The following is a 21,619-nucleotide window of genomic DNA, read 5'->3' on the forward strand; positions in this document are numbered from 1 at the left end:
ACCCACATTTAGATACCGGAGTTATATACCTCTGTTATCGTTTTTCGGGTGACCGACAGCGACGATCTCCTGCGCCTCCTGTTCGCCGCGCACACGCTCACCCGCGTGGCGGCGCTCGAGACGGCATCCGAGACACCCTCCGCGCAGTGGCGGACGCTCACCCTGCTGCAGACGCACGGCCCGCAGCGGCTCGGCGACCTCGCCCACCTCAGTCGTGTGAGTCAGCCCGGGATGACCCGCCTCGCGCGCCAGATGGCCGAGGACGGACTGCTCGAGCGACGCGCCGATCCCGCCGACTCTCGGGCGACGGTGCTTTCGGCGACACCGGCCGGGCTGGCGGCGCTCAGGCAGTGGCGGGTCGATCTCGCCACCGCCCTGCAGCCGAGGTTCGCCGAACTCGATGACGTGGACCGCACGGTGCTGCGCCGCGCCGCGCACATCCTCGAGGAACGCATCGGCGCGACGGCGGATGCCGCACCCGGTGCCGACGAGACGGTCGCGACGACCGCAGAGAAGGGAGCCCGATGAGCTCGGGAGAGAAACTGAACGTCTGGCGTCAGCCGGCGCCGGTGTGGGCCGTTGCCTTCGCGTGCGTGGTCGCCTTCATGGGGATCGGATTGGTCGACCCGATCCTCCCCGCGATCGCCGAGTCGTTGCAGGCGACGCCGGTCGAGACCGAGCTGCTGTTCACGAGCTATCTCGTCGTGACCGGGCTCGCGATGCTCGTCACCAGCTGGGTCTCCAGTCGCATCGGCGCCAAGAAGACCCTCCTGGTCGGGCTCGCCCTCATCGTCGTCTTCGCCCTGCTGTGCGCGGTCTCCGGGTCCGTCGAAGCCGTCATCGGCTTCCGCGCCGGCTGGGGCCTGGGCAACGCCCTGTTCATCTCCACCGCGCTCGCGACGATCGTCGGATCGGCATCCGGCGGCAGCGCCGCGGCCATCGTCCTCTACGAGGCGGCCCTGGGGCTCGGCATCGCGATCGGCCCGCTCATCGGCGGCATCCTGGGCGAAGTGAGCTGGCGCGGACCGTTCTTCGGCGTCGTGGCGCTCATGGCGATCGCGTTCATCGCGATCCTCGTGCTGCTGCGCACCCCGAACGAGACGCGGCAGCCCATCCCGCTGTCGGCGCCGCTGAAGGCGCTCCGGGTGCCCGCCCTCGCGGTGCTCGCCGTCGCCGCACTTTTCTACAACATCGGGTTCTTCGTCCTGCTCGCCTTCACGCCCTTCCCGCTCGGGTTCGGGGCGATGGGCATCGGACTCACGTTCTTCGGGTGGGGGGTGGCCCTCGCGATCACGAGCGTGTGGGTCGCCCCGATCCTGCTGCGGCGGATGCGGCGCACCACGGCCATGCTCGCGGTGCTGCCGCTGCTCGCCCTCGACCTCATCGCCGCCGCGATCGTCGTCGATTCCCCCGCCGGCCTCGTCGTCTGCATCGTCGTCGGCGGCCTACTGCTCGGGCTCATGAACACGATCCTCACCGAGTCGGTGATGGAGGCCACCGACCTCCCCCGTTCGGTCGCCTCGTCCGCATACTCGGCCGTGCGCTTCCTCGGCGGCGCCGCCGCGCCCCCGCTCGCCGCCCTGCTGTGGCACGCCTTCGGCGCCTGGGTCCCGTTCGCCGTCGCGGCCCTGTCGGTGCTCATCGCCGCGGGCACCATCCTCGCCGGCCGTCGCGCGCTCGCGCGCATCGACCACGCCGAGGTCGACGAAGCCGACGAGGCCGCCGCGATCCTCGTGGGCGACGCCGCCTGACGCCGACCCCCACACTCGAGACCCGCCTTTCGCGTCGAGACCCGCATCCGTATCGCGGGTCTCGACGCGGGAGGCGGGTCTCGGCGATTCAGGAGCCGAACCCCGGCGCAGCGCCGCGCCGGGAAAGCCGAAGACCCCCGGACGCGCCGGGGGTCTTCGAGGTGTGGTGCACCCCCTGGGACTCGAACCCAGAACCCACTGATTAAGAGTCAGTTGCTCTGCCGATTGAGCTAGAGGTGCTCGTTGCTCACTGTGGGGCAACGAGGGTCAACGTTACCATCCCGATGCCGTTCACCGCCAATCGGGGCGTCGGGCGCTGACTATCCTGGTCAGGTGACCTCCCCCGCCGCCACGTCGCCCTGGAGCGCGCCGTTCGACGGCGACCTGACCGACGACCTCGCGCTCGCCCTACGCCTCGCGGATGCCGCCGACGCGGTGAGCATGTCGCGCTTCGACGCGCCCGACCTCGAGGTGAGCACGAAGGCCGACGCGTCGCACGTGACGGAGGCCGACCTCGCGACCGAGCGGGCCATCCGTTCGCTGCTGGCCGCCGAGCGCCCCGAGGACGGGATCTTCGGCGAAGAGTTCGGGTCCGACGGCGCCGCGTCGCGCCGCTGGATCATCGACCCGATCGACGGCACGGCGAACTATCTCAAGGGCATCCCGATGTGGACGACCCTCATCGCGCTCGAGGTCGACGGCGTGCCCCGCGTCGGCGTCGCGAGCCAGCCCGCGATCGGTCGCCGCTGGTGGGCGGCCAGCGGTCAGGGCGCATGGACGAATGTGCCGGATGCCGCGCCACGCCGCATCCGCACGTCCGACGTGGATCGCATCGACGAGGCGAGCGCGAGCTTCCAGAGCATCAGCCAGTGGCGTGACGCCGGGCATGTCGATGCGCTGCTGCGCCTGACCGAGTCGGTCTGGCGCGATCGCGGCTATGGCGACGCGTGGCCGTACATGCTGCTCGCGGAAGGGCGCCTCGAGTTCGTCGCCGAGTTCGACGTGAAGGAGTACGACGTGGCCGCGCTCGTGCCGATCATCCACGAGGCCGGCGGCCGCTTCACCGACTTCACCGGGGCCGACACGATCGCAGGACTCTCGTCGCTGGCGACCAACGGCATCCTGCACGACCCGTTCCTCTCCCTCCTCCACCCTTCGCGCTGAACCGGAGCACCCACCCGCATGCCTTCGCTGCCCCGTCTCGTCCTCGCCGCCGCGGCATCCGCCGTGCTCGTCGGCTCCCTCGCCGCCTGCGCCACGACCGCCCCGGCCCCCGCCGAGACGGCCGGCTCGCCGACGCCGTCGGTGTCGGCCATCGGGCCCACCTCCACCCCGACTGCCACCTCGACCGCGGTCGCGGCCGGCGACCTCACCTGCGACACCCTCATCGCCGCCGACACGCTCGCGCAGTTCGAGGCGCAGAAGTGGACCTCCCAGCAGGGCGCGTTCGCGATCGGCGACGTCGAGTACGACGACGGCATCGCGTGCACGTGGGGCGACTTCACCGTCGCGAGCGGGAACGTGATCATCTTCGGCTGGGCCCCCATCGACGCCGACGAGGCCACGGCTGCGCGCGCGGCGCTGCAGGCCGAGGGGTGGCGCATCGAAGAAGGCCCCGACGGGGACTACCTCACCGAGGACCCCAACCAGTCACTCACCCTCGACGAGAACGGGTACGGCATGACGTACCTCTTCGGCGACGGCTGGGTCACGATGGCCGACACCAAGCAGAACCTGCTGCTCATCGAACGCCCCGCCTCCTGACCATGGCGGCCGGAGCGACCGTCCACACCTTCACAGCGCAGCTCGCCGACATCGACCGCGGCATGTACGAGGATCTGGAGCTGCGCCTCGCGCGGCATCCGTCCGAGACCGCACCGTTCCTGCTGATGCGGGTGCTGGCGTACTGCCTCGAGTTCGAGGACGGCATCGTCTTCAGCGAAGGGATCTCGGCGACGGACCAGCCCGCCGTCATGGTGCGCGACCTCACCGGAGCCCTGCAGGCATGGATCGAGGTGGGCGCCCCGGATGCCGCGCGCCTGCACACCGGTTCGCTGCAGTCCGAGCGCGTCGCGGTGTACACGCTGCGGGAGCCCGCGAAGCTCGTGACGCTCTACGCCGGCAAGAAGATCCATCGCGCCGACGACATCGTCGTGCGGGGATTCGAGCCCGGCTTCCTCGACGATGCCGCAGCGGCGATCGAGCGCCGCAACACCGTCACCGTCTCACTGACCGAGGGCCGCCTGTACCTCGACGTGAACGGGCGGTCGTTCAGCTCGGAGATCCTCACCGCGCGCGTCGGCTGACATCGGGACCCGGCGGGGCGGCGTCCGCACGGCCGCGAGACTCAGTCCAGCGGGATGCGGTACTCGTCGGGCCAGTCCTCGAATCGGACTCGCACGCTGATCGCGCCCGCGGTGACGCCCGCGGGCAGATCGAACTCGTGCGTGGTCGGCGCCATGTCGGCGGTGCACGGATCGTTCGGTGACGACGCGAGCGTGACCGAGACGAGGTCGTCGCCGTCTGCGTCGACCGCCGTCGCGACCGGCGGGCAGCTCGAGCTGCCCATGGTCACCACCGCGAAGGTCTCTCCCCGTTCGATCCAGCCCGCCGCCGGTGCGCCGGTCATCGGGTCCACCGTGATGCCGTCAGGAACTCCCGGCCGCACCGAACCGACGTCGGGACTCGCGGAGCACCCCGCGGCCCCCACGGCGACCGAGCACGCGACGATGACGGTCAGCGAGCGGATGGCGGATCTCATGTCGTCCATCCTGGTGCACGAGGTGGCCATGACCGCGCGCCGATTTGGTCGCCGCACGCGCGAGCGACGAAGGTGTCGCGTTCGCCACGGCGCGGGCGGGTACCGGACGGGTCGCCCTCAGATATCGCGGGGCGCAGCGTCCGCCGGGTGATCTCGCCGACGGCGGCGATCATCAACACCACTGCGCCGAACACCACGGACGACCCGAGTCCGCCCGACCCGGCTACCAGGTCAGCACCGGAGTCGGCCGTTGCTACGTACGACGAAGGCCCCGATATCCGCGGAATCACGCGAGTCTCGGGGCCTTCGTCTGGTGACAGTGGTCGTGGAGATGGGGGGAATCGAACCCCCGTCCATCGCTGAAAAGCGTCGTCTTCTCCGGGCGCAGTCTGTGCAGTTCGTTCTACTCGGCCCCGCCCCTTGGTCACAGACAACGGAGGCGACGAGCCCAGCCCGGGAAAAGTCCCGCGTGACGTCCGGACGCCGTCACGCAGCGAGATCCCTCAGATGACGCCAAGGACCGTGACGGGATCAGTCACGGATTGACGGACTCGGGCTCGCTGCTCAGGCAGCGAGGGCGAAGTCGGACTGCTTCTTTTCGGCAGTTATTGGTTCGCAGAGATCGTTTACGAGATAACCCTGCATCCTCGGCCCGCTTCCCGATGCATCACAGGCGATGTCGAAACCGATCATCCCCGTGCGCCGTGCGGCAGGTGGGCCACTGTCACGCTGTGGAGTTGTCAACTCGGACGCCGTGGCATCCGAGCATTACAGCTTACAACGGATGCCGGACCTCCGCCATTCCGCACCGGCGCGCACGCGACGGGTAGGGTCGCCACATGAGCGAGGTCGTCATCACCGTCCGAGGCAGTCACGAGACGCGCGTCGCGCCCGAGCAGGCCAGAGCACACGTCACTGTCGCCGTCGACGGCCCGACACGTGGTGGCGTGGTCGAGGCGCTCGCGACGGCGGCGGAGCCTTTGCGCACCGATCTCAAAGGTCGGCTCGACGACGGACGGATCGTGGAGTGGAGCAGCGGGCAGGCGTCGGTCTGGTCGAACCGCCCCTGGAATGATGCGGGTCAGCAGCTCCCCCTGGTGCACCACGCGTCTGTGCGCATCACCGCGCTGTTCGACGATTTCCCAGCCCTCTCGCATTGGCTCGACACCGTCGCGTCTCTCGACGGTGTGCAGATCGATCACGTCGAATGGATGCTGACCCCCGACACCCGCGTCACCGTCGAGCGGGAGACCGCGGCGGCCGCTGTGGCGTCCGCGGTGTTGCGCGCGTCGGCGTACGCCTCCGCGATCGGACGCGACACGGTGGTTCCGGTCGAGATCGCCGATGTCGGTCTGCTGCACCCCGAGCCGGTCCCGATGATGGCGCGCGCGTCCTTCGCGGGGTCGGCATCCGACGCGGCACCGGCGATCGATCTCCGCCCGGAGGACGTGGTCATCGGCGCGGCCGTCGAGGCACGCTTCACGACGGGGTGAGCGTCGGCCGGGGCCGAACCGGGGCTCGGGTTCTCCACACCCCTCTCGGACATTCGAATCAATGTCCGAGGCCAGTGGGAGAATCAGGGTATGTCGAAGTTCACGAAGATCACGACCCTGGAGGACGATCTCTCCGTCCTGGGTGAGATCGTCGCGGACGTGGAAACGGTGGCCGCGGAGTTGCGTGCCGCGCAGATCCGTGAGGTGAAGGTCCTCGCGCGTGCCGGTCAGCTCGCCGACGCTCAGACCGCAGGTTCGCCTCTGCGGGTGCGGGAGCATGACATGGCGTTGCGGTCGATCGCGGCCGAGATCGGTGGTGTGTTGCATGTGACCGATCGGACGGTGCAGGCACGCATCGGGGATGCGCGGACTCTGGTGGAGATGTACCCGCTGACACTTCAGGCATGGGAGGCGGGTCGGATCACGAGGGGTCAGGTGCAGGTGATCACGGATGCCGGTGACGTCGTGCCCGCCGCCCGCCGCCCGGAGTTCGAGGCTGAGGCGATCGAGAAGTGTGAGGGGCGTACCCCGAACCGGCTGCGCCCCATCCTGCAGCTGCTCGCGGAACGGTTCACCGACCGCACGTTCACGGAACGCCACAGGGATGCCGCCACGGCCCGGTGCGTGCGGGTGTTCCCGGGACGGGATGGGATGTGCGACGTGGTCGCGACCGTCCCGGCGGTGATCGGCGACGGGATCCTCGACCGCCTCACCCAACAAGCACAGACCGTGATCGACGCGCGCGACCCGGGCGACGGTGACGAACGGGGGATCGACGCGGTCCGCGCCGACGTGCTCACCGACCTGCTCCTCGCCGGGACGCCGGCTTTGGATCCGACGGCGACCGGTGACCAGCCCGGGACGTTGGGTGCGATTCGCGCGCAGGTGCAGGTGGTCGTCCCGGCGCTCACGTTGGTGGGTGCGGATGAGGGTCCGGCGGATCTGGTGGGTCGTTCTCCGATCGATGCGGACACGGCTCGGTGCCTGGCCGCGCAGGCCCCGTCGCTGACGCGGTTGCTCACCGATCCGGTGCGCGGGTCGGTGATCGCGATCGACGCGTACCGTCCGGCCTGGTCGCAGCGTCGGTTCCTGCGGGCGAGGGATCAGCATTGCCGGTTCCCGGGATGTCGGAGGGCGGCGATCCGTTGCGAGATCGACCACACCATCGACCACGCCCTCGGCGGCCCCACCACCCTCGGCAACCTCGCTCACCTGTGCCAACGGCATCACTCGATGAAGCAGTTCACGAGGTGGCGGGTCCGACAACTCCCGGGTGGTGTCCTGGAATGGACCTCACCCCTCGGCAGAACCTACCGCGAAGACACCCCACAACCCCCGGTCGCCTTCACCCCTGCTACCCCACCCGCCAGCGCCGAGTCCCTCGAGCCGGCACCCTTCTGACGCCCCGCACCCACCGGTGGTTGAGTAGCCGGCGCAGCCGGCGTATCGAAACCCCCGCACCCCACATCGATGCCGGGCTCGGCGCGTTTCGACTCGTCGCTGCGCTCCTCGCTCAACGACCGGGAGCCTCCGGTGGTTGAGTAGCCGGCGCAGCCGGCGTATCGAAACCCCCGCACCCACTGACGCCGCCAAGCCCAGCGCGTTTCGACTCGTCGCTGCGCTCCTCGCTCAACGACCGGAACTTCCCGGTGGTTGAGTAGCGCGCGCAGCGCGCTTATCGAAACCCGCGCATCCACCATCGCTGTCAAGCTCTTCACTCGACGACCGGGAACTACTCCCCCGCGCCGCCGTCTTCCAGGCCGGCCTGAAGGCGCCGCAGGCGCCGGAGGGTGCGACGGTACAGCAGGTAGTCCGCGACGTTGGCAACCACCACGATCCCGACGACCAGCGCCAGCACCGACCCCCACCCTTCCGCGGCGGATCCCCCCGCAACGAGGAGCAGCGTCCCGAGGATGACAGCGGTCGTGATGACCGCGATCGCTCCGTTGATGGCGAAGTACAACGCCGGGCGCGCCAGGCGGATCGGCAGAAGCGAGGTCACCCACTCGGTGACGAGGCCCACGGCGAGGCCGATCCCGCCACTGGCCAGCACGGACGCGACACGGAGCAGCGCGGTCCCCTCACCGGGGGTCACGACGATCAGCACGACGCCGATCCCGAGACCCAGCAGCAGCGACTTCCCCACATTGGCGTAGTTCACGGCCGTCACATCCTCAGCGCACCGCGCAGGTGCTTGGCGTAGGTCTTCGAGACTTCGAGCTCCGCGCCGCCGGTGAGACGCAGCACGTAACGGGAGTTGAACCAGGGCACGATCTCATTGACATGCCGCAGACTCACCAGCTGAGACTTGTTGATTCGCAAGAACCCGAGGCCGCTCCACGTGTTCTCGTAATGCTGCAGGGTCTCCCTCACCCGGAAGGCCCCCGCGGCGGTCACGGCGACGATGCCCTCCGAGCCCGCCTCGAAGTAGTGCACGTCGCGCGGAGCGATCACAGTGAAACCCGTCCCTCGCTGCCCCGTCAGCATCCGTGGAGCATCAGGGGGCAGGCGCAGCCCCGCGGCGAGCATCCGCACCGCCTCGACGTGGTCGACCGGGTCGAACACGACTGCCGGAGTCCCTTCGGGCACGGGGAGCCCGCGCTCGACGAGCGCCCATCCCGTGCCGTCGTCCTCCAGCCCTGCTTCGGCCAGGGCGCGGCGCACGCGCTCATCGATCTGCGGCGAGCACACGAGCCGCACCATGGGTCCCTCTCACCGGAGTCGATCGACGAGCAGGCGGATCTCCACGAGCTTCTCGATCGCCTTCTCGGCGTAGTCGAGAGAACCGAAGTTCGCGATGTAGTGGGTGCCGCTGCTCGGATCGTACAGGGCGAACGTGCCGGTCGCTCCGACGGCACCGTGCACGTCCGACATGGTGAACAGCAACGGGGAGAGCTCACTGAACCGGAATTGCATCATCCCCATCCCGTAGCGGATGCCCGTATCCATCTCGCTCGCGAAGTCCGTGAGATGTCGCCGCACCCGTTCGGAGACGAGCACGCCGCCGTGCAGTGCTCGTGAGAAGGACAGCAGGTCGTCCATCGTGGTCACGACCCCGCCCCCGGACCAGTCGACCGACAGAGCGCCGCGCTCGCTCAGATCCAGGTCGCCGCTGCGGAGCGCGACGATTCCGGAGCCGGGACCGAACTCGGTCATGAGCCGGCTCGATTCCATCGCGAGCGGCGCGAACAGACGGTCCTCCAGGATCTGCGCGTAAGGCTTCCCCTCGATCCGTTCGAGCGCGAGACCCAGCAGGATGTAGCCGGTGTCGGAGTACGAGAACCTCTCTCCCGGGACGCCGACCGGATGCTGACGCTCGCGCGAGAACGCGAGCAGCGACTCCGGGGTGTATCGACGATCGGGGTCTGCGGCGATCTCATCGATTATCGGCATCCCACTGGTCACCGGGCCTTCGAAGTAGTCGGCGACGCCGGACGTGTGTCCCAGCAACGCACCGAAGGTCACGTCCGCGGCGTGATCGACGCCGTCGACGACGAAGAGGCCCTCGAGCGTGCTCGGATCGAGCACCCCCGTGATCGGGTCGCCGAAGCTCATCACCCCTTCATCGACCAGCTGCCCGTACACCACCGCCAGCATCGTCTTCCCCACGCTGGCCGAGTGGTACGCGCTGTGCACCGTCACCGCCTCACCGCCCTCGCGCTGCACGCCGACCGCGTACTGCAGGGCACGGTCGTCGCCGTCGCGATGCACGGTCAGGAGGGCGCTTGTCAGAGTCGGCTCCTCGGCCACGGCCTTCTGCAGCAGAGCCTCCACCTCGCGGTCGAGCTCTGCGCGCGAGAGCGGTCTGTTCAGATACGCCAGGGCTCCTGCTGCGGCCACGGCCATCGCGGCGACCCCGCTCACCACACCCAGTGCGATCTTGGCGCGCCTCTTCATGTCCCGTCTCCTCTGCTCGTGCGGACGAGTCGACCGTAGAAGCGCGCGCCGACGACGTGGAACGCGACGATGTCTACCGGCCCGCCACAGGCGATGACCGGTCGCGAGACGCGGGTGAGTGGAACTCCGCCCGCACGGGCACGGCCGGGCACGACACCGCGTGCGAGGCCCGCCGAGTACCCACGCCGAAAGCGGAAAACCCCCGGTGGGACCGGGGGTTTCAGGTGGTGCGCGATACTGGGATCGAACCAGTGACCTCTTCCGTGTCAGGGAAGCGCGCTACCGCTGCGCCAATCGCGCCTAAAAAGGCTGTTCAGTTGTCAGGCGAGGTGGCGACGGGATTCGAACCCGTGTAAACGGCTTTGCAGGCCGGTGCCTAGCCGCTCGGCCACGCCACCGTGTGGGGTTCGTCCCACGTGTCGTGACCTCTTCGAAAAGAGATCCCCGCACTCGAGCGGATGACGAGACTCGAACTCGCGACCCTCACCTTGGCAAGGTGATGCGCTACCAACTGCGCTACATCCGCGTGTTTCCGGATTCATCCGGGCACTCGTAAGACTTTAGCCGAGGTTCACCCCAGCGCAAAACCGGATGCGCCCCGCGCGTGTCGCCGACGCCGATTCGTCGCGGGCGCCCGCATCCGGTAGCATCGACTCTCGGCCGCGGATGAAAATTCCGCGTCGACGGGCGATTGGCGCAGTTGGTAGCGCGCTTCCTTCACACGGAAGAGGTCATCAGTTCGAGTCTGGTATCGCCCACCATCGACAGCCCCCGCCTCGGCGGGGGCTTCGTCGTTTCGGTGAAACACGGCGCTGACAGAATCGGCGCATGACCACCGCGCGCATCATCATCCTGTTCGTCCTGGCCGCCGTCGCCGAGATCGGCGGCGCGTGGCTGATCTGGCAGGCCGTGCGCGAGAACCGCGGCTGGCTCTTCGCGCTCCTCGGCATCGTCGCCCTCGGCGCCTACGGCTTCATCGCCGCGCTGCAGCCCGACGCGCATTTCGGACGCGTGCTCGCCGCGTACGGCGGTGTGTTCGTCGCCGGGTCGCTGGCATGGGGCATCGTCGTCGACGGCTTCAAACCGACGACGTGGGACTACGTGGGTTCCGGCGTCGCTCTGCTCGGCGCCGCCATCATCATCTTCGCGCCGGCGGCCTCGTCGACAGAGGGCTGAGCCGGATCAGCGCCGCTCGTTCTCGTCCGCGCCGTCACCCGCGTCCGAGCCCTCACCGACTGACGGCTGGTCGCGCTCCTGCCGCTGTTCATCCCGCGCTGCCCGCTGCAACTGCTCGTCGAGCACCGCGGCTCAGACCTCGTTGCGCCACCCGTACCGCTTCGCGAGCGTCGCGGCGACCCGAGCGAACGTGCCCTTGTCGAGCGCCGACGCCTCCCGACGGATGCCGCGCACGTGCACGCTGTAGAGCTGGTCGAGGTTCGCCCACGACTCGCGCCGCCGGCGGTCGCACGGCCCGGTGCCGATGCTGACGTGCCGCGCGATCGCAGCGGGCGAGGTCGGCGCTTTGCTCGTGAGCTTCACGGCGTACACGCGCGACGCGTCCTGCGGCGCGACGACCAGCAGCGGCCGGTCCTTCCCCTCGGACGGCGACTCCGCGAACGGCACCCACCCCCACACGATCTCCCCCGCATCCGCTCCCCCGTTGCGCAGCGGCGCGTAGCGCAGGCGCACGGCGAGCTTGCCGGGATCGGTGACCTGGCGCGTCGCGGAGCCGCTCCCGACTGTCGTCGAGCGTCGCGCGGCGTTCCGCGCGGCGCGCTGCGATCCGCCGAGGAGGCGTCCGATCCAGGAGAACAGTCCCACCCGACGGATGCTACCGCCCGCGGCCGCACCGCCCGCGCACGCCAGAGGGCGCCGGGCCGGAGCCCAGCGCCCTCCGGTGCTGTGTGTTGCAGTGACGGGTCAGTCGACCAGGGCGTAGCCCTCTTCACCGTGCACGACGGTGTCGATGCCGGCGATCTCGTCCTCGTTCTTGACACGGAAGCCGATCGTCTTCTCGATCGCGAAGCCGATGACGTAGGCGACGACGAAGGAGTAGACGAGCACCGCGAGCGCCGCGACGACCTGCATGATCAGCTGGGTCGCGTCGCCACCCGTGAACAGGCCGGTGCCGGTGGCGAAGAAGCCGAGGTAGATCGTGCCGATGAGGCCGCCGACGAGGTGGATGCCCACCACGTCGAGCGCGTCGTCGTAGCCGAGCTTCCACTTGAGCTCGATCGACAGGGCGCAGACGGCGCCGGTGATAACACCGAGCAGCAGGGCCCAGCCGGGCGTCAGCGCCGCGCAGGCCGGGGTGATGGCGACGAGACCGGCGACGGCGCCCGAGGCGGCGCCGACGGACGTGGCCTTGCCGTCCTTGACCTTCTCCACGACGATCCAGCCGATGATGGCCGCCGCGGTCGCGCCCAGCGTGTTGATGACGATCGTGCCGACCGCCTGGTCCTCGGTGCCGAGCAGGCCGAAGGTGCCTTCGGCGCCGGCGTTGAAGCCGAACCAGCCGAACCAGAGGATGGCCGCGCCGAGCATGACGAGCGGCACATTGTGGGGCTTGTGCATGCCCTTCTGGAATCCGACGCGCTTGCCGAGGACGAGCGCGAGGGCCAGGGCCGCCGCACCGGCGTTGATGTGCACCGCGGTGCCGCCGGCGTAGTCGATCACGCTGTAGTCGACGCCGAACGCGGCGCCCAGGTTGTAGATCCAGCCACCCGCGCCCCACACCCACGCGGCGACCGGGAAGTAGACGACCGTCGCCCAGATGCCGGCGAAGATCATCCATGCGCCGAACTTCGCGCGGTCGGCGATCGCACCGGAGATGAGGGCGACCGTGATGATCGCGAAGGTGGCGCCGAAGGTCGCGCCCACGAGGGTGTCGCTGTTCGCGCCGGCGAGCGCGAAGTCGGCGAACGGGTCACCCGAGAAGGTGAACGTCCAGCCGTCGGTCTCGGAGATGCCGGACATGTTGAACCCGTACAGGATCCACAGCACGCCGACGAGTCCCATCGCACCGAAGCTCAGCATCATCATGCTGACGACGCTCTTCGCCTTGACGAGGCCTCCGTAGAAGAACGCCACACCCGGCGTCATAAAGAGCACGAGGGCTGTCGCCGCGACAGACCACGCGAGGTTTCCGCTGTCCATGAAGTTCCTCACTCATGTGTTGTGTAACTCGGTCCCGGCGCGCCGCAGGTCGGGTTTGCTGCGATTCGGGCGCGACCAGTTTCGCGAGGCACGGTTTCCAGCGGCATGCGTGTCGTGTTTCGCATTGGTTACACGCCCGCCCCGGGCGTAAACATCACGTTTCGGCACGCCGGGAGGCCGCCTCGGATCAGGCGACTGGGGTGGCGCAGGGCTCAGGAATGCGTGAGGGCGACGAGGCGCGAGATCGCGCGGAGGTACTTCTTGCGGTACCCGCCGGAGAGCATGTCCTCGGTGAAGACGCGATCGAGGGCGACGCCGGTGGCACGCACCGGGATCTGGGCGTCGTAGGCGCGGTCGACGAAGGCGACGAAGCGCAGCGCGGCCGACTGGTCGTCGAACGCGGCGACGTCGCGCAGTCCGATCATGGTCACCCCGTCCAGCAGCCGCAGGTAGCGGGACGGATGCACCGTCGCGAGGTGGCGCACGAGCATGGCGAAGGCGTCATCGGATGCCGTCGCGCCACCGGATGCCACGGCGTCGGCGTAGGCGGCATCCGTCAGCACGACCGCGTGCCCGTCGACGGCGCGCTGCCGGTAGTCGGTGCCGTCGATGCGCAGCGTCTGGAAGTTCGCCGACATGGCGTGGATCTCCCGCAGGAAGTCCTGTGCCGCAAACCGGCCCTCGCCGAGCGCGCCGGGCGGGGTGTTCGAGGTCGCCGCGAGCTTCGTGCCGGTGGGGACCAGCTCGCCCAGCAGCCGGGTCATCACCATCGTGTCGCCCGGGTCGTCGAGCTCGAACTCGTCGATGCACAGCAGATCGGCGCCACGGAACAGCTCGACGGTCTTCTGGTAGCCGAGCGCCCCGACGAGCGCCGTGTACTCGATGAACGAGCCGAAGTACTTCCGACGGGCGGGCATCGCGTGGTAAATCGACGCGAGGAGGTGGGTCTTGCCGACGCCGAAGCCGCCGTCGAGGTAGACGCCGGGCTTGAGCTCCGGACCCTTCTTCGCGCGGCGGAACAGACCGCCGCGCGCGACCGGACCGCCGCCGGTCGCGAACTGCTGCAGCAGCTCCTTCACCTGCGACTGCGACGGGAACTGCGCGTCGGCGCGGTAGGTGTCGAACGTGGCGCCGTCGAACTGCGGCGGCGGGACGAGCGCGGCGACCATCTCGTCGCCGGACACCTGCGGGTTGCGTTCGCTGAGGTGGAGCGCGGCGGAGGTCACCCGTCAACCCTAGATGCCGGTGCGGCGGGCGCCGTCCCGAAGCCGTGCCGGCCGAGCCACGACGTGATCACGGCGGTCCACCGGTCCTGATCGTAGTTCCAGAGCTTCGTGTGCCGGGCCACGTCGAACACCTGCATCTCGACCAGGTCCGGTCGCGCGGCGAGCAGTTCGTGCGACGCGTCCGAGGGCACGAAGCCGTCGTCGTCGCTGTGCAGCAGCAGGATCGGATGCCGCAGCTCACCTGCGCGCGCGACCACATCCAGCCGGTCGAACGGGATGGGCGCTCCCGCACCCGTCACGTGGCTCGCCCACTCCGCTCCGAGCGCGCCGATCGCCATCTCGGCAACCGGCTGCGGCACGCGGTTGAGCTTCGCCTGGAAGGCGAGCACGATGCGCCAGTCCACGACGGGCGACTCGAGCACGACGCCCTGGATGAGGTCGCGGTGCGCCGACTGGAGCGCGAGCTGCAGGGCGATCGCACCGCCCATCGACCAGCCCATGAGGAGGATGCGCCTGGCCCCGCGGCGACGGGCGAGCCCGATGGCGGCGTCGACGTCGCGCCACTCGGTCGCGCCGAGGGCGTAGGAACCGGAGCGACTGCGGGGCGCCTGCCCGTCGTTGCGGTACGACACCACCATCGAACTGATGCCGCGGGCCTGGAACACCGGCACGGCGCGCAGGCACTCGGCGCGGGTCGTGCCGCGGCCGTGGATCTGGATGACCCACGTGTCGTCGCCGCCGTCGGCCGGGAAGATCCAGGCCGGGCACGGACCGACAGGCGCGCCGACGAGCTCGGCCCGGAAGGGCAGGTGCAGCTGCTCGGGGTGGTCGTAGTACCAACCCGAGAACGCGGCGTCGGGTGCGAGTCGCGCATCGGCGGGGATGTGGGTCAGGAGCTTGCGCGTGACGGTGTGGGCGTCGGAGGAGAGCACCGACCCGACTTTCACGTAGTCGGCGGAGCCGGCGGTGAACAGCCCGTAGCGTCCGGGCAGCTCGGTATCGGGCGTGCGGGACAGCGTGATGGTCTGCGCCGTCACGTCGACGCCGACGATCTTGGTGTCGGCACGGCGCCGCGCCGGCAGCACGACGCGCCGCGCCATCCGCACCGACAGCAGCGCGGTCATCGAGCTGAGCGCCAGCACGGCGGCGGCCAGCGCCAGCAGCGCCGCGCGGAAGGCCCGGTACGAGGCCGGGGTGACGCCGAGCGGGTCGGCGCGCCTGGGTCCGTTCATCGTGCGCCCATCCTAATCTGTGGACGTGGACGAACACCGCTCACCGTCGACCTTCAGCGCCGTGGCCGACGATCTTCGTGCGCTCCCCTTCCGCTCCGACTTCGTCGTGCGGGAGATCGCCGCGCCGGGCTCCCTCGCGCCCGACGCCGTCGCGTTCGCCGGCGACGTGCGCCCCGAGGCCGACGGCGTCGACTCCGCTTACGGCACCGGCCGGTTCATCCTGCTGCACGACGCGGACTCTCCCGACGCCTGGAACGGCGCGTGGCGGATCGTCTGCTTCGCGCAGGCCCCGCTGGAGCCGGAGATCGGGACCGATCCGCTCCTGGCCGACGTCGCGTGGTCGTGGCTCGTCGACGCGCTGCACGCGCGCGGCGCCCGCTTCCACTCCGCATCCGGCACGGCGACCAAGACCCTGTCGAAGGGATTCGGCTCGCTCGCAGACGAGGGAGACGGCGCCCAGATAGAGTTGCGGGCGTCCTGGTCGCCCGACGGCGACCTCGCGGCACACCTGGACGCATGGGCGGAGCTGGTGTGCATGCTGGCGGGTCTCCCGCCCGGTTCGGAAGGAATCGCTGTGTTCGGATCTTCGAGGTCGACGCGTGACTGAATTCGTCGTCATCGACGACCTCGCGGGGCTCGTCGACGCCGCCGCGACCCTCGCCGCAGGCCACGGACCCGTCGCGGTCGACGTGGAACGGGCGTCGGGGTTCCGCTACTCGCAGCGCGCCTACCTCATCCAGGTGTTCCGCCGCGATGCGGGCGTGTTCCTGTTCGACCCGCCCGCCGTCGGCGACTTCACGGCGCTGCAGGAGGCCATCGGCGACGTCGAATGGGTGCTGCACGCGGCCAGCCAGGATCTGCCGTCTCTGCGAGACGAGGGCCTCGAGCCGCCCGTGATCTTCGACACCGAACTGGCCGCACGCCTGCTGGGACACGACAAGGTGGGCCTCGGCGCGGTCGTCGAGGACACCCTCGGCATCACGCTGGCCAAGGCGCACTCCGCGTCGGACTGGTCGACGCGTCCGCTCCCCCAGCCGTGGCTCGAGTACGCCGCCCTCGACGTGCTGCATCTCATCGACGTGCGCGACGCCCTCGTGGCCGAGCTCGCCGAGTCCGGCAAGACGGATGCGGCGGCGCAGGAGTTCGAGGCCGTGCGCACGCGGCCCGTGAAGCCGCCGCGCGAAGAACCATGGCGCCGACTCAGCGGCCTGCACACCGTGCGGGGGCGTCGCGCCCTGGCGGTCGCGCGCGCACTGTGGACCGCGCGTGAGGAGTACGCCCGAGAGGTCGACGTCTCCCCCGGGCGGCTCGTGCCCGATCGGGCACTCGTGGCCGCGGTGCTGGCCGACCCGAAGTCCAAGCAGGCCCTCGCGGGCGTGAAGGAATTCACCGGGCGTGCCAGCCGCAGCCAGATCGACCGCTGGTGGAATGCGATCGAGGCCGGCCGCGCCGACCCGGCCCTTCCGGTCGAGCGCGCCCCCGGCGACGGCATGCCCCCGCCGCGCGCGTGGGCCGACCGCAATCCCGAGGCGGATGCGCGCCTTAAGGCAGCCCGCCCGCGCGTCGAGCAGCTCGCCATCGACCTGCGGATGCCGACCGAGAACCTCCTCACCCCCGACACGCTCCGCCGCTTGGCGTGGACCCCGCCGGAGCGGGTGGATGCGGCATCCGTCGCGGATGCGCTCGAGGCGCACGGCGCCCGTCCGTGGCAGATCGAGCGCACCGCGCAGGTGATCTCCGACGCGTTTGTCGGATCCGTGCACGGCGCCGCCGAGGGCGTCGCAGCAGCTTCGTAGGAACGACCCAACCGATTACGCGGGACTGAGTGTCACGTTAGGCTGGACGCAATCCCAAACTCTGGAGGCAGTGTGGCCGAGCTCTCGGACGTCTACTTCGTCGACGGTGTGCGTACCCCCTTCGGGCGCGCCGGCGAGAAGGGCATGTATTGGAACACCCGAGCCGATGACCTGGCGGTCAAGGCGACGATCGGGCTGATGGCGCGCAACACCGCCGTGCCGGCCGACCGCGTCGACGACGTCGCGATCGCCGCGACGAGCCAGACCGGCGAACAGGGACTGACCCTCGGCCGCTCGGTGGCGATCCTCGCCGGCCTGCCGCAGACGGTGCCCGGTTTCGCGATCGACCGCATGTGCGCGGGTGCAATGACGAGCGTCACCACGATGGCCGGCGCCATCGGCGTCGGCATGTACGACGTCGCCCTGGCCGGCGGTGTCGAGCACATGGGCCACTACCCCATCGGCGGCAACGCCGACCCGAACCCCCGCTTCGTCGCCGAACGCATGGTCGACCCCGGCGCCCTGAACATGGGCGTGACCGCGGAGCGCATCTTCGACCGCTTCCCGCACCTCACCAAGGAGCGCTCCGACCGCTTCGGCATGCTGAGCCAGCACAAGGCGCAGGCCGCGTACGACGCCGGCAAGTTCCAGCCCGACCTCGTGTCGGTGGCGATCAAGGACGCCGACGGGGCGTGGGGCCTGGCGACCGAGGACGAGGGCCGCCGCCCGCAGACCACGATGGCCGACCTCGCCGCGCTGAAGACGCCGTTCCGCCCGCACGGTCGCGTGACCGCCGGAACCTCGTCGCCGCTCACCGACGGCGCGACGATGTCGCTGCTGGCCGGCTCCGGCGCGGTGAAGGAACTCGGGCTCGCCCCCAAGATGAAGCTCGTCTCGTTCGCGTTCGCGGGCGTGCAGCCCGAGATCATGGGCATCGGCCCGATCCCGTCGACCGAGAAGGCGCTCCGCAAGGCGGGGCTGACGATCTCGGACATCGGCCTGTTCGAGCTCAACGAGGCGTTCGCGATCCAGGTGATCTCCCTGCTCGACCACTTCGGCATCGCCGACGACGACCCGCGCGTCAACCAGTGGGGCGGCGCGATCGCCCTCGGCCACCCGCTCGCCGCCTCGGGCGTGCGACTGATGATCCAGCTCGCCGCGCAGTTCGCCGAGCGTCCCGACGTGCGCTACGGCCTGACCGCGATGTGCGTCGGACTTGGCCAGGGCGGCTCGGTCATCTGGGAGAACCCGTTCTACGACGGCAAGAAGCGGAAGTAAGGCACGACGACGATGACGAACTACGACGCGATCGACTTCGCCCCCATCCTGAACCTGTCCGACGACGAGGTCGTCACCCAGTCCCCGTCGCGCGACATCACGCTGCCGTCGGGCAAGGTCATGGCCCTCATCACGCTCGACAACGGGCGCGACCACACCCGACCGAACACCCTCGGACCGAAGACGCTTGCCGCCCTCGGCGCGCGCCTCGACGACCTGAAGGCCCGCGCCGCCGCCGGCGAGATCCACGCCGTCGGCATCACCGGCAAGCAGTACATCCTCGCCGCCGGCGCCGACCTGTCCGACATCACGCTCGTCTCGTCGAAGGACGACGCCCGCAAGGTCGCGCAGCTCGGCCACCACGTGCTCGGCAAGCTCGGCGACGTGGGTGTGCCGTCGTTCGCGTTCGTCAACGGCCTCGCGCTCGGCGGCGGCCTCGAGATCGCGCTCAACTCGACGTACCGCACCGTCGACGCGTCGGCGGCGGCGATCGCGCTTCCCGAGGTGTTCCTCGGCATCATCCCGGGCTGGGGCGGCGCCTACCTGCTCCCGAACCTCATCGGCATCGAGAACGCCCTCGAGGTCGTGATCTCCAACCCGCTCAAGCAGAACCGGATGCTGAAGCCGCAGCAGGCGTTCGACTACGGCATCGTCGACGCGATCTTCCCCGCGGCGACGTACCTCGAGGATTCGCTGCGCTGGGCCGACGGCGTGCTCACCGGCGCCCGCAAGGTGGAGCGCAAGAACGCGCCCGGCAAGATCGAGCGCACCGTGAAGTGGCCCGTCGCGATCAAGATGGCCCGCGGCATGCTCGAATCCAAGATCGGCACCGTGCCGCGCTCTCCCTACGTCGCGCTCGAACTGCTCGAGAAGGCCAAGGGTGGGACGAAGGCCGAGGGCTTCGAACGCGAAGACGAGGCCCTCGCCGATCTCGTCACCGGCGACCAGTTCGCCGCGTCGATGTACGCGTTCGACCTCGTGCAGAAGCGCGCGAAGCGACCCGTCGGCGCCCCCGACAAGGCGCTCGCGAAGAAGGTCACGAAGGTCGGCATCATCGGCGCCGGACTCATGGCCAGCCAGTTCGCCCTGCTGTTCGTGCGCAAGCTCCAGGTGCCGGTGCTCATCACCGACCTCGACCAGGCGCGCGTCGACAAGGGCGTCGCCTACATCCACGACGAGATCGGCAAGCTCGAGGGCAAGGGTCGCCTCGACGCCGACACCGCGAACAAGCTGCGCGCACTCGTGACCGGCACGACCGACAAGACCCGCTACGCCGACTGCGACTTCGTGATCGAGGCGGTGTTCGAAGAGGTGGGCGTGAAGCAGGCCGTCTTCGGCGAGATCGAGCAGATCGTCGCGGAAGACGCCATCCTCGCCACGAACACGTCGTCGCTGTCGGTCGAGGAGATCGGCGCGAAGCTCGCCCACCCCGAGCGCCTCGTGGGCTTCCACTTCTTCAACCCGGTCGCGGTCATGCCCCTCATCGAGATCGTGAAGACCCCCGCCACGAACGAGGCCGCGCTGTCGACCGCGTTCGTCGTCGCGAAGGGGCTGGGGAAGAACGCGGTGCTGACCGCCGACGCGCCCGGCTTCGTCGTCAACCGCCTGCTCGCCAAGGTCATGGGCGAAGCGGCGCGCGCCGTCTACGAGGGCACGCCGGTCGCCGACGTCGAGAAGGCGTTCGCTCCCCTCGGCCTGCCGATGGGTCCGTTCCAGCTCATCGACCTCGTCGGCTGGAAGGTCGCCGCCCACGTGCAGGACACGATGGTGCACGCTTTCCCCGAGCGCTTCTACGCGAACGAGAACTTCCACGCCCTCTCCGAACTGGATGCCGTCGTCGAGAAGGACAAGGGCGGTCGGGTCACCGGCTTCACGAAGGCCGCCGAGAAGGTCGTGAAGGGCCACACCGGCAGCACGCCGGCGTCCGCCGAGACGATCCTGCGCCGTGTGCAGGACGGTCTGGCCGACGAGATCAAGATCATGCTCGACGAGGGCGTGGTCCCCGAGGTGCAGGACATCGACCTGTGCCTGCTGCTCGGCGCCGGCTGGCCGTTCATCGACGGTGGCGCGACGCCCTACCTCGATCGCGAGGGCGCATCGGAGCGCGTGTTCGGCACGACCTTCCACACGCCGCCGATCCGTGGCGTCGAGGCCTGAGCGACAGCTTCGCGAATACGACGCGACCGGGAGATGAACTCTTCTCCCGGTCGCGTCGTTTCGTCATCCAGACGCTGCGGGCAGCGGCATCCTGGGCTCATGAGCGGTGCTCTCACGCGGAGGCGGACCGGATGATCGACTCCATCACGTCCCTGTTCGGCACGGGCAACATGAACGCGCTGATCAAGACCGGCGGCGCGGTGCTCACCGTGCTGCTCGTCGTGCCGGCGCTGTTCAAGCTGCTCGTCGTCACGATCGACGAGGGCGAGGCGGCGATCCGCACCCGCAACGGCAAGCCGATCATCCGGCGGCGCGCTCGCCCGGGTCGCGGCGAGGCGGGCGAAGTCGTCGTGCTGCGTCCCGGTTCCCACCCGGTCTTCCCGATCCTGGCGTGGTACCGGCGGGTCGATGCGCGCGTGCGCTCCACCGATCTGCCACCGCGACAGCTCACCGGCGCCGCCGGGCACCAGCATCTCGTGCACGCGTCGTTCGACTGGCGGCCGATCGTCACCGGCCACGACCTGAGGGTGTTCGAACTCGACGTCGTGAACGTCAAGGAGCGCGTCGGGAACATCGTCGGCGCGGTCCTGCGCGACCTCGTGCGCGGTCAGCGCGGCACCGCACTGCCGGCGAACGTCGACCTGTCGGCCGCGGTCGTGGCCGCGTGCGCCGAGCAGGTGCGCGCCGCCTGCGGAATCGAACTGCTCTCGGTCGTCGTCACCGGCGACGCCCTCACCGACGGCTACCTGCTCGCCGAGGCGATCGGCGGACGCTCCGTGGCCGCCGAGGCGATGTCGGCCCTGCCCGCGGAGTGGGGCGCCGCCGTCTCCCTCGTCCGTAGCGCCTGACGGTCTGGCCTCCGGAGCGGACCG

At 69.7% G+C, this 21,619-nt stretch carries 21 protein-coding genes, 5 tRNA genes and 1 other RNA gene; 14 read left to right on the forward strand and 13 right to left on the reverse strand.

Annotated elements, in window-relative coordinates:
• Positions 1–48 precede the first annotated feature (48 nt).
• Positions 49–528, forward strand: coding sequence for a MarR family winged helix-turn-helix transcriptional regulator (locus tag C7474_RS07780; protein ID WP_121058645.1), 480 nt, complete (start codon positions 49–51; stop codon positions 526–528).
• On the forward strand, positions 525–1,751 hold the full coding sequence (locus C7474_RS07785) for an MFS transporter (protein ID WP_121058647.1): 1,227 nt from the start codon (positions 525–527) through the stop codon (positions 1,749–1,751). Before C7474_RS07780 ends, C7474_RS07785 begins: the two co-directional genes overlap by 4 nt.
• A gap of 164 nt (positions 1,752–1,915) precedes the next feature.
• On the opposite strand, the gene C7474_RS07790 is transcribed toward C7474_RS07785, so the two are convergent.
• Positions 1,916–1,991: transfer RNA gene (locus tag C7474_RS07790), tRNA-Lys, on the reverse strand.
• Positions 1,992–2,084: 93 nt separating this feature from the next.
• On the opposite strand from C7474_RS07790, the gene C7474_RS07795 reads away from it, so the two are divergent.
• The 3 genes from C7474_RS07795 to C7474_RS07805 are packed head-to-tail and all read left to right on the forward strand — an operon-like array spanning position 2,085 to position 4,057.
• The gene (locus tag C7474_RS07795) at positions 2,085–2,915 is read left to right on the forward strand and encodes an inositol monophosphatase family protein (protein WP_121058649.1); all 831 of its coding nucleotides are present in this window, start codon (positions 2,085–2,087) and stop codon (positions 2,913–2,915) included.
• Between the two features lie 18 nt (positions 2,916–2,933).
• On the forward strand, positions 2,934–3,515 hold the full coding sequence (locus C7474_RS07800) for a hypothetical protein (RefSeq protein ID WP_121058651.1): 582 nt from the start codon (positions 2,934–2,936) through the stop codon (positions 3,513–3,515).
• A 2-nt stretch (positions 3,516–3,517) separates the two neighbouring features.
• The gene (locus C7474_RS07805; protein ID WP_121058653.1) at positions 3,518–4,057 is read left to right on the forward strand and encodes a YaeQ family protein; all 540 of its coding nucleotides are present in this window, start codon (positions 3,518–3,520) and stop codon (positions 4,055–4,057) included.
• Between the two features lie 41 nt (positions 4,058–4,098).
• Here C7474_RS07805 and C7474_RS07810 read toward each other — a convergent pair whose 3' ends face one another.
• Both C7474_RS07810 and ssrA read right to left on the reverse strand, forming a co-directional pair.
• Positions 4,099–4,512, reverse strand: coding sequence for a hypothetical protein (locus tag C7474_RS07810; RefSeq protein ID WP_121058655.1), 414 nt, complete (start codon positions 4,510–4,512; stop codon positions 4,099–4,101).
• A gap of 323 nt (positions 4,513–4,835) precedes the next feature.
• Positions 4,836–5,209: a transfer-messenger RNA gene (ssrA, locus tag C7474_RS07815) on the reverse strand.
• Positions 5,210–5,351: 142 nt separating this feature from the next.
• Here ssrA and C7474_RS07820 point away from each other — a divergent pair.
• Both C7474_RS07820 and C7474_RS07825 read left to right on the forward strand, forming a co-directional pair.
• Entirely contained in the window at positions 5,352–6,005 is a 654-nt protein-coding gene (locus C7474_RS07820; RefSeq protein WP_121058657.1) for an SIMPL domain-containing protein, read from the forward strand.
• Positions 6,006–6,095: 90 nt separating this feature from the next.
• Entirely contained in the window at positions 6,096–7,406 is a 1,311-nt protein-coding gene (locus C7474_RS07825; protein WP_121058659.1) for an HNH endonuclease signature motif containing protein, read from the forward strand.
• A 331-nt stretch (positions 7,407–7,737) separates the two neighbouring features.
• Here the strand turns inward: C7474_RS07825 and C7474_RS07830 are convergent, their stop codons facing one another.
• The 6 genes from C7474_RS07830 to C7474_RS07855 form a co-directional block, all read right to left on the reverse strand.
• Positions 7,738–8,166, reverse strand: a complete 429-nt coding sequence (locus C7474_RS07830; protein ID WP_147436692.1) for a hypothetical protein — start codon at positions 8,164–8,166, stop codon at positions 7,738–7,740.
• A 5-nt stretch (positions 8,167–8,171) separates the two neighbouring features.
• Positions 8,172–8,708 carry a LytTR family DNA-binding domain-containing protein gene (locus C7474_RS07835; protein WP_121058663.1) on the reverse strand — a complete coding sequence of 179 codons (537 nt, stop codon included), beginning with the start codon at positions 8,706–8,708 and terminating at the stop codon, positions 8,172–8,174.
• 9 nt (positions 8,709–8,717) lie between these two features.
• Positions 8,718–9,902, reverse strand: a complete 1,185-nt coding sequence (locus tag C7474_RS07840) for a serine hydrolase domain-containing protein (RefSeq protein WP_121058665.1) — start codon at positions 9,900–9,902, stop codon at positions 8,718–8,720.
• A gap of 225 nt (positions 9,903–10,127) precedes the next feature.
• Positions 10,128–10,202, reverse strand: a tRNA-Val gene (locus tag C7474_RS07845).
• A gap of 27 nt (positions 10,203–10,229) precedes the next feature.
• Positions 10,230–10,300 (reverse strand) — tRNA-Cys (locus C7474_RS07850).
• 55 nt (positions 10,301–10,355) lie between these two features.
• Positions 10,356–10,428, reverse strand: a tRNA-Gly gene (locus tag C7474_RS07855).
• A gap of 159 nt (positions 10,429–10,587) precedes the next feature.
• Between C7474_RS07855 and C7474_RS07860 the strand changes: the two genes are divergently transcribed.
• Together C7474_RS07860 and C7474_RS07865 are read left to right on the forward strand one after the other, a co-directional pair.
• A tRNA-Val gene (locus C7474_RS07860) sits at positions 10,588–10,663 on the forward strand.
• A 67-nt stretch (positions 10,664–10,730) separates the two neighbouring features.
• Complete coding sequence (locus tag C7474_RS07865; RefSeq protein WP_121058666.1) at positions 10,731–11,078, forward strand: YnfA family protein; 348 nt, start codon at positions 10,731–10,733, stop codon at positions 11,076–11,078.
• 132 nt (positions 11,079–11,210) lie between these two features.
• Here the strand turns inward: C7474_RS07865 and C7474_RS07870 are convergent, their stop codons facing one another.
• From C7474_RS07870 to C7474_RS07885, 4 genes are all read right to left on the reverse strand, one after another.
• Positions 11,211–11,723, reverse strand: coding sequence for a type II toxin-antitoxin system PemK/MazF family toxin (locus tag C7474_RS07870; RefSeq protein WP_158597314.1), 513 nt, complete (start codon positions 11,721–11,723; stop codon positions 11,211–11,213).
• Positions 11,724–11,822: 99 nt separating this feature from the next.
• Complete coding sequence (locus C7474_RS07875) at positions 11,823–13,058, reverse strand: ammonium transporter (protein ID WP_121058670.1); 1,236 nt, start codon at positions 13,056–13,058, stop codon at positions 11,823–11,825.
• Between the two features lie 212 nt (positions 13,059–13,270).
• Positions 13,271–14,227: a cell division protein ZapE gene (gene zapE / locus C7474_RS07880; protein WP_121059361.1), complete on the reverse strand. Its 957-nt coding sequence runs from the start codon at positions 14,225–14,227 to the stop codon at positions 13,271–13,273.
• A 53-nt stretch (positions 14,228–14,280) separates the two neighbouring features.
• Positions 14,281–15,516, reverse strand: a complete 1,236-nt coding sequence (locus C7474_RS07885) for an alpha/beta hydrolase family protein (RefSeq protein WP_121058672.1) — start codon at positions 15,514–15,516, stop codon at positions 14,281–14,283.
• 25 nt (positions 15,517–15,541) lie between these two features.
• On the opposite strand from C7474_RS07885, the gene C7474_RS07890 reads away from it, so the two are divergent.
• The 5 genes from C7474_RS07890 (at position 15,542) to C7474_RS07910 (ending at position 21,595) form a co-directional block, all read left to right on the forward strand.
• Positions 15,542–16,123 carry a DUF3000 domain-containing protein gene (locus C7474_RS07890; RefSeq protein ID WP_121059363.1) on the forward strand — a complete coding sequence of 194 codons (582 nt, stop codon included), beginning with the start codon at positions 15,542–15,544 and terminating at the stop codon, positions 16,121–16,123.
• The gene (locus tag C7474_RS07895) at positions 16,116–17,312 is read left to right on the forward strand and encodes a ribonuclease D (protein WP_121058674.1); all 1,197 of its coding nucleotides are present in this window, start codon (positions 16,116–16,118) and stop codon (positions 17,310–17,312) included. The genes C7474_RS07890 and C7474_RS07895 overlap by 8 nt, the downstream gene beginning before the upstream one ends.
• 72 nt (positions 17,313–17,384) lie before the next feature.
• Positions 17,385–18,590 (forward strand): thiolase family protein, encoded by a 1,206-nt coding sequence (locus C7474_RS07900; protein ID WP_121058676.1) that lies wholly within the window; start codon positions 17,385–17,387, stop codon positions 18,588–18,590.
• A gap of 12 nt (positions 18,591–18,602) precedes the next feature.
• Positions 18,603–20,747 (forward strand): 3-hydroxyacyl-CoA dehydrogenase NAD-binding domain-containing protein, encoded by a 2,145-nt coding sequence (locus tag C7474_RS07905; protein WP_121058678.1) that lies wholly within the window; start codon positions 18,603–18,605, stop codon positions 20,745–20,747.
• A 131-nt stretch (positions 20,748–20,878) separates the two neighbouring features.
• Positions 20,879–21,595 (forward strand): SPFH domain-containing protein, encoded by a 717-nt coding sequence (locus C7474_RS07910; RefSeq protein WP_241965160.1) that lies wholly within the window; start codon positions 20,879–20,881, stop codon positions 21,593–21,595.
• Positions 21,596–21,619 lie beyond the last annotated feature (24 nt).

It is taken from the genome of Microbacterium telephonicum, assembly GCF_003651225.1.
In the GTDB taxonomy this organism is placed as follows: Bacteria; Actinomycetota; Actinomycetes; order Actinomycetales; family Microbacteriaceae; genus Microbacterium; species Microbacterium telephonicum.

Bases quoted from the DNA above. Each gene is read 5' to 3' on its own strand.
- C7474_RS07785 (WP_121058647.1), top strand. From the start codon at position 525: ATGAGCTCGGGAGAGAAACTGAACGTCTGGCGTCAGCCGGCGCCGGTG.
- C7474_RS07800 (WP_121058651.1), top strand. From the start codon at position 2,934: ATGCCTTCGCTGCCCCGTCTCGTCCTCGCCGCCGCGGCATCCGCCGTG.
- C7474_RS07805 (WP_121058653.1), top strand. From the start codon at position 3,518: ATGGCGGCCGGAGCGACCGTCCACACCTTCACAGCGCAGCTCGCCGAC.
- C7474_RS07810 (WP_121058655.1), bottom strand. From the start codon at position 4,512: ATGAGATCCGCCATCCGCTCGCTGACCGTCATCGTCGCGTGCTCGGTC.
- C7474_RS07820 (WP_121058657.1), top strand. From the start codon at position 5,352: ATGAGCGAGGTCGTCATCACCGTCCGAGGCAGTCACGAGACGCGCGTC.
- C7474_RS07825 (WP_121058659.1), top strand. From the start codon at position 6,096: ATGTCGAAGTTCACGAAGATCACGACCCTGGAGGACGATCTCTCCGTC.
- C7474_RS07835 (WP_121058663.1), bottom strand. From the start codon at position 8,708: ATGGTGCGGCTCGTGTGCTCGCCGCAGATCGATGAGCGCGTGCGCCGC.
- C7474_RS07840 (WP_121058665.1), bottom strand. From the start codon at position 9,902: ATGAAGAGGCGCGCCAAGATCGCACTGGGTGTGGTGAGCGGGGTCGCC.
- C7474_RS07865 (WP_121058666.1), top strand. From the start codon at position 10,731: ATGACCACCGCGCGCATCATCATCCTGTTCGTCCTGGCCGCCGTCGCC.
- C7474_RS07875 (WP_121058670.1), bottom strand. From the start codon at position 13,058: ATGGACAGCGGAAACCTCGCGTGGTCTGTCGCGGCGACAGCCCTCGTG.
- zapE (WP_121059361.1), bottom strand. From the start codon at position 14,227: ATGGTCGCCGCGCTCGTCCCGCCGCCGCAGTTCGACGGCGCCACGTTC.
- C7474_RS07885 (WP_121058672.1), bottom strand. From the start codon at position 15,516: ATGAACGGACCCAGGCGCGCCGACCCGCTCGGCGTCACCCCGGCCTCG.
- C7474_RS07905 (WP_121058678.1), top strand. From the start codon at position 18,603: ATGACGAACTACGACGCGATCGACTTCGCCCCCATCCTGAACCTGTCC.
- C7474_RS07910 (WP_241965160.1), top strand. From the start codon at position 20,879: ATGATCGACTCCATCACGTCCCTGTTCGGCACGGGCAACATGAACGCG.